6 protein-coding genes are annotated in these 7,072 nt (G+C 43.0%); all 6 read right to left on the bottom strand.

What is annotated here, in order from left to right; genetic code table 11:
* Nucleotides 1-189: hypothetical protein (locus NWQ57_RS21545; RefSeq protein ID WP_306024252.1), on the bottom strand; the 189-nt coding region annotated here is incomplete at its 3' end.
* Entirely contained in the window at nt 186-1,802 is a 1,617-nt protein-coding gene (locus NWQ57_RS21540) for a PepSY domain-containing protein (protein WP_306024251.1), read from the bottom strand. The genes NWQ57_RS21545 and NWQ57_RS21540, both read right to left, overlap by 4 nt.
* A gap of 5 nt (nt 1,803-1,807) precedes the next feature.
* The gene (locus NWQ57_RS21535) at nt 1,808-2,092 is read right to left on the bottom strand and encodes a hypothetical protein (protein ID WP_306024250.1); all 285 of its coding nucleotides are present in this window, start codon (nt 2,090-2,092) and stop codon (nt 1,808-1,810) included.
* 144 nt (nt 2,093-2,236) lie between these two features.
* The gene (locus NWQ57_RS21530) at nt 2,237-4,366 is read right to left on the bottom strand and encodes a TonB-dependent siderophore receptor (protein WP_306024249.1); all 2,130 of its coding nucleotides are present in this window, start codon (nt 4,364-4,366) and stop codon (nt 2,237-2,239) included.
* Nucleotides 4,367-4,766: 400 nt separating this feature from the next.
* Nucleotides 4,767-5,774 carry an AraC family transcriptional regulator ligand-binding domain-containing protein gene (locus NWQ57_RS21525; RefSeq protein WP_306024248.1) on the bottom strand — a complete coding sequence of 336 codons (1,008 nt, stop codon included), beginning with the start codon at nt 5,772-5,774 and terminating at the stop codon, nt 4,767-4,769.
* A 6-nt stretch (nt 5,775-5,780) separates the two neighbouring features.
* Nucleotides 5,781-6,683: a diguanylate cyclase domain-containing protein gene (locus NWQ57_RS21520; protein WP_306024247.1), complete on the bottom strand. Its 903-nt coding sequence runs from the start codon at nt 6,681-6,683 to the stop codon at nt 5,781-5,783.
* Nucleotides 6,684-7,072: the final 389 nt, after the last annotated feature.

Genomic DNA, 7,072 nt, shown 5'->3' with positions numbered 1-7,072 from the left:
TGGAACAAAGGGCAGTATTAAACTCCATGCGAGCAGTTTTCGACCAGTCACGGATAACACCATTTTTTTGTTAGTCAGATTGTCGTTTTTATTAGAGAGCTTATTACGCCTAGGATCGGTATAAGCTAAGAGAAAAACGATGACTAAACTGTACATAATAAAAGCGAGAGTCATCAGAGAGTGGTTCATTTCGCTGTCTCCTGGGTAGCAAACGTGGTGACTGTCTGATTGTTAGTTTGCCCTTCAAATTGCATTGATTTATACAAGGCATAAAAGCACCAACCTGAGCAGAACAGTAAGGTCATTTCAACAAACATCATCGCTAGCATTTGATGGTGTAATGCCTGTAACCAGCCGATGCCAGAAGTGGTATATCGAAGGACAGGTAATAGTAAACAAACTAGGCCATTACCTGCTAACAGTAGGTTTTTCAGGCGGAGAGTATTTTTAATGAATACACTTAGCATACTGATTAAGACGGCTGAAATAACAAAGGATAATGGGGTCCAAATACTTTGATTTGTTGCCATTGAGCCGCTCACAAAAAAGCCCACTGCACTTGCTAAAGAGCAAAGTGGAAGACCCAAAAATCCCCATATACACATTCGGCTAAACCATTGCCAACTGCTGTCGTTTTTTTGGTTTCTATGAGCATAAAGTTGCAGTCCGGTAATGGTGACATAGCAGGCGGCTACCCCTAAACTTATCCAAATGATTTTTGAGAATAAACCTGCAAAGGTGCCGAAGTGAATGGGATAAATCAGCGATAAAATACTACTTCCCAATGACGGTACACTGCCCACTATTGGCTTATATTCAACAAAATCACCGTTTGTTCCGTCGTAAACTAATTGTTCGTATCCCACCTTGCCTTCATTTGGCATAAAAAAGGCGAGTACACTGGCAGACTCGGTTCCTAAATGTGAAATGGATAAAAAAGAGGGAACGGCAGATTGTCGTTGAACCGCATCTTGGAGCATAAGATTCAAATCAGCTGACGCCATTGGCGCTTCGCTTTTGTTTTGTTGCTCACCTACCAGCGCATACATTAACGCCTCTTGGTCGCCACCAAAGGCGACAACTCCCATTGCCGGTATGCCGAATGCAGTAGAAAAACTAAAGAAGCTGCCAGTAAATGCCAACAAAATAGCAAAGGGGATACTCCAAGTACCGGCAACCGTATGTGAATCACGTTTGAGAGGTTGTCCATCCCGCTGCTTACGAATGGAAAACATATCGATAAATAGGTGGCGGTGCATCATAAACCCAGATACTGAAGCAATTAGCATGGCCATCCCTAAAATCCCAGTGAGGATAAGGCCCCAAGGAGAAGGAATGTGTAACTCAGTATGAATAGATACCAGAAACCGGCTTAGCGCATACGTATCATCCTGCGCGTATAAGTCGCTACCAAAGCCCGTTTTTTGAGTAACAATTTTGCCTTGGGCGTTCAACGCGTATTGCACGCCATATTCGTCCATGTCGCCAGAAGGATTTTGTTTGTGAGTATGAAAAAAGTACACTAATTGTTGACGGTCATTTTCATACGTAGAAATTTCATCTAGGTATTCTTTTGGTGTTTGTGCTGAGAGACGTTTAACCGTTGCGTCTATGTCACTAGTGAGCATTAAGTGTTGAGGATAATTACTGTTTGACCATTCTCCGATTTCGTCTGCCACCACCGCAACTGTGCCGGTGAATATCACAGCGTAAAGTAACATTCCCAAAACTATGCCAGACCAAGAATGCAGACTAAGTAAAGCTTTCGCTTTTGAACGAAGCGTAGGGGTTTGATCATTCATAAAGGTTAACCTAAAAATTTAACTGTAAGAATGGCGCTATTCACAGCAAATAACCCCACAAGTAGCCACTGCGCTTTGCGCATATTGGTTGTCAGGTAAGTGTAAAAAAATAAAATAGCCCAAATTAGAGGAAGCAGAACCAGTGGCAGCATAATGTTATTTACCTTGCCAGCACCCGGTGGAAACCACACCGCCATGGCTAACATTATCAACAGTGACACCAGTAGCGTAGCCGGACCACTTAACCAAAAACGTTGGCTTTTTAAAACAAACAGCGGAAACTTTCCCATAATTTTCCCCTAATAGCTTGGCAACAACGTCCCTGTTGTTGGGTTGACATTCAAATTGAGCGGTTTTTAAACTCAATCAGAAAATTATAATAAACAGGACACTATCTGTTACTCAGATCAGTCCTGGTTGGGGCTGATTTGAACTTAATAGTCCCAACGCATAGTAAAACTGTAATTAAGTGGAGAGCCGTAAAATGCTTGCTCAGTTCGCACCGAGCTGAGGTATTTTTCGTCGGTAATGTTATCTAAATTCAGACTGAGCGAAATCTGTTCACTGACGTTGTACTGCACATATCCTCCAATCAATGTATAGCTATCCTGAGAAATTCGCCCGTAAGCTGTATCGTAGAACATGTCACTTTGCCAACGCAAAGACACACCGGCGCTGAGTTTTTCTTGCCACTGGGGTGAGTAATCCGCGAGCAACTTTAAGGATTTACGGGGCACAAAAGTACGGGCTTCATCGCCGTTTTCATCGTCCATGTTTAATGCGGTAAATCCTCCTTGCAGCGACCATTCCTTGTTTATTTGCCCTGATACTTCCAACTCAAAGCCATTCGAATCAACAGTGACACCTTTGTATAACGCATAATCAAAATCGTCCGAATAATCCTCGTCATCCACTCCGTCACCATCGCCATAACCGAGAAATTCATATAAATTTTCTTGCTCTGTTCTAAAGGCGGCGAAACTTACTAAAACGTTGTTTTCGAAACGTTTTTTTACACCAAGTTCATAACTTCGGCCTTCAGCCGAACCTAGAGGTAATAGATCTTCGTTCAAATAGTACTGTGGCTGGTATATATCGCTGTAGCTACCGTAGACATTGAGGTCTGTCACCACTTCCCAAGTAAAGCCAAGATAGGGGCTACTGCCGTCTTCTGAGGTTGAGGTTGACGCCCCCCAAGACTCTCCTTCATTTTCATAATCAACGAAGCTGGCTCCTAAGACCAAATCAAAGTTCTCTGTCACGGCCAGTTGCACCGAACCATAAAAACGATTCAGCGTGACATCGGTAAAACCTGCTTCATAGGGCACGGCCCAGGTTGGTCTTGTAACCTGGGCTTTATTCCAACCAGGAAAAGCGGGCATCACATCAAAACCGCTTAGCGCTCCCGAATCAAGATCACTGGTTGTTGAATCGGCAAGGCTAATACCGAAGTTGAACGTATGTTCCAGACCCCATGCTTGAAAAGCACCTTGTAGATTATTGTCCCAAATAAGCGTTTCATCTTCGGCCGAAAATTTACCTGGGTAGCCCAGCATGCCTAAACCAGTTTCATGCTCTAGTCCGGTATTTGAATAGGCATAAAATAGCTCAGAGTCCTCCTCGTATTTGATATAATTTAGCTTACTGGTTAAATTGAGATTATCAGTGATATACCAACTTAACTCTGCAAAAGCGGTTTCATTTAAAGTATCCCAATAGGTCCAGTCCATCGCAGTCGTTGTGGAGGTCGGAAAATCCACTTGCTGACCATCAGAATAGATCATAGGCACGGCTCCCCAGGTGCCACCATCACTGTTGTTGTCTTGGTAGGTATAACCAAAAGTCAATGTAAGATCATCACTTAGTTGCCCATCAACCACACCGTAGAATACGGTTCGATTATTTTTGTATAGATCTAACCAGCTTTCTTTATCTTGATGAACCATTACGGCACGAGCAGCCCAACTGCCCGACTCGGTTAATGGCGTGGATACATCAGCAACGGCACGCATATTGGCCCAACGTCCATAGGTAAGAGCCATACTAGCCTTGGTATCATTACTTGGACGTTTTCTAACGTAATTTACGGTTCCAGAGGGATTACCCAATCCAGTAATAAGGCCATTAGAGCCACGAATAAACTCAACTTTGTCATACATTGCCGTATCAAGGTCACCAACAAAAATATCGCCAAAGGGGATGCCTGAACCATCAATATGCATGCTGGTAATGTCAAAACCGCGGGCACTAAAATAAGTACGATCCGTTTCGGTTTGGTCAATGTTTATGCCAGTGACTTGTTTAAATAAACTATTGATATCATTAAGATTGTAATTAGCAATCGTGTCTCCTTCGATTATCGACAGCGACTGGGGTGTATCAAAACTGTCTAGACCTAGACCAGTGGCCCCAGAACTCACACGCTGGATTCGGCTTTCGACGATACGGATGGTTTCAATATCTTCATCTTTGGCTGTTTTTTTATTGGTTGATTCTGCTGTTTGCGCATGAATGCTCAACGCCAGCATAATCGGAGATAGCGCAAAGATTTTCTTATAGGTCATAGTTTTCTCTAAATTTTGGAGGTGTTTGAAGAACGCGTTCATTATAAACACCCAAACAGTTATTGCAAATGATAAGTGTTATCATTTGCAATCAGGCAATTATGACATGTTCGCCACCTTATCCGTAAGATGGAACATTAACTGTCTGAAATCTGCTAGGTTGTTTTAAAATCTTCTTTTAATCTGAGATAGTCTTTTGTGAATAATAGAATTGGATTAATTGAAAATGTCGTAAACGAATTTTCCCCCAAAAATTATGAGCGGAAAAATTAAATGAAAATTGACACTGCAGTTTACGTTTATCCATGTGGAGCATTGGGAGAAAATCACGGATTCGATATTCAATACTTAAAAAAGCGCTAGGCACATTGTCAACGTCAACACTATTGAAGTTGTAATCTCAGCCTAAACGGAGTTGATTAGGGGTTAATCCCGTCCAGCGCTTAACAGCGCGGCGAAAGTTAGGAATATCTGAAAAAGCCATCATACTGGCACTGTCTTCATTATTACGTTTCTGTACTTGTAATAAGTACAAGGCTTGCTGTTTACCCAACTCGTCCTGTATCTGCTGAAAGCGCACCCCGTGTTGGTTTAGTTTGCGCTTAAAGGTTGCCGGACTCATGGCAAATAATAATGCAGTTTCTTGTAACGTTTGTTGACGTTTGAGCCACAAACTGTCGCGGACTGCTTGAATAAAACCTTGATAAGGTGGCTGATGCTGCCTGATATGTTGTAAGGCATGCCTTTTCAAGCTCTGACTTTGCTGCGCAAAGGGCGCTTTCAACCATTCCAAATCAAAACGAATGCGCAATTGCGACTGAGAGAAATTGAGCCTAAAGCCCAAATTAGTTTCATATTCTTGAATATAGCGTGGACGCGCAAAAGGAAAATCAAAATGAAAAGGGATACGATGGCCAAGTAATAATTTAGTTGCAGACACCAGTGCACTAAAATAGGTTTCAAGCACAAACTGCCATTGTTCGCCACAGCCCACCGCGTCAAAGATGACAAGATGATATTGCTGCTCATCCTGATAAGCGTAACTGTGCATAAACGGGCAAATATGCTGGGCATGAACCCTCAGTACACGCAGTGCATCCTGTAAATTGCGGCAATGCAATAAGGCATTTGATATAGCACCGTAATTACCCGGAAACACCCGTTTGCCCAATTGAAACGAACAATCAAAGCCTGATACCAACGAACGAGCATTGGCCATTAAACGTAACATTTGCTCAGTATTTAAATGCGTAGTACCGCCTTTAATGTCTTGATAAAAAATCCGCGTGCCTCGCAGTAAACGGTTTTTGTCTACGCCGCGCGACATCGCCAAGTCGATCAAGCTTGCCGCCAATTGATGCGCCGGTAAAAACTTATCTTCAAGACTTACTAATTGGCGGCGAGACATCGACTTTTATGCCCCTTCCTTAGTCAGATTAAGCCGTTGGTTGACACGGCCAATGAGTGCATCTACTCCATCTGCTGGCTGCGCTACTTCGGCGGCATGGGTAACACTATGATAAACCGCCTGATTAGAGGATTGAGGTTTAAAGGCCAGATGGTTAATAGCACTTTTAACTTGCTCGGCTAATTCTTCTGCCACAACCAAATCCGTATCGGGCAATAAAAGAATAAAGCGGTCACCAGCATAACGACACGCCAAATCAGTATTGCGTAAATTCATCAAAATCAGCTCTGACATTTCACGCAACAATCTGTCACCTTCGGTGGTGCCATAACGCCGATTGAAAGCATCAAAATCATCGATGTCCAACATCACGATAGAAAAGTGGCTACCTTGTTTGGTTCTGAGCTGCATATCAATTTGACCGCGCATATAGTCAGCACGATACAGTTGAGTAATAAAGTCGATTTGCTCATGTTCGCGCGCGCCAAACTCACGGCGTTGCAACTGGCGATTTAAGGCGAGTTGTTCTTGATGCCACTGATACAAGGCATAACTCATGATCACCATACCAAAGGCAGCAGGCATCGACTCAATCACGCTTAGGCCTGCTGCAGCAGCTTGGTAATGCACAAATTCGTCAAACAAATCCAATAAAGCAGAAAATAAAAAGCAGCTTAAACCGATGACTAAACCTGTGGTCACACGCCCAGGCGGGCGACTAATCAATAACACCACAATCCATAGTAGCGAGAACACGGCTACACTGCCCTCGCCCACTATATCCAACCATTGGATTTCGGACCACGTTTTCAGCTCGCCCAAGCCGAGGCTCAAACTCACGGACAAAAACAAACACGCCGCCACCACTGATACCAAGATCTGATGGCGCGCCAATAAAGAAAAGTTCATGTATGGGCTCTCAAAAAACTAAAGCACTATCCTGACATAAGGGAGGAAAAGCAAAGAGGTCATTTTGGCTCAGCAACATGACAAAAAGATGAAAACAAACCCCAAAAACAGCTGTTAAATAATGTCGAACCTTTGAATTACAGGCCTTTGCGAGAAGGTCAAATTAGCTCAAGTAGTGCAAATAAAAGCCTTTCATTCGGTATTAATGCCCATGAAGTGCCTAATAAAAATAGCAGCGTAATAAAACTGTCATTGCCTTTCTTTAGCGTGTCGGCCAACAAAACATAAACGGCTTTTTAAGCAAATAGAAATTTGCCCCGGAGACACATAATGCCAAACATAAAATCAAAGCCAAGATTAAAATCTAAACTCGCCCTAGCCTGTTTAGC

It is taken from the genome of Paraglaciecola sp. (genome assembly GCF_030730205.1).
Taxonomy (GTDB): Bacteria; Pseudomonadota; Gammaproteobacteria; order Enterobacterales; family Alteromonadaceae; genus Paraglaciecola.
The sequence above is the reverse complement of the archived record's forward strand: the minus strand, read 5'-3'. Positions and strand labels throughout refer to the sequence as shown.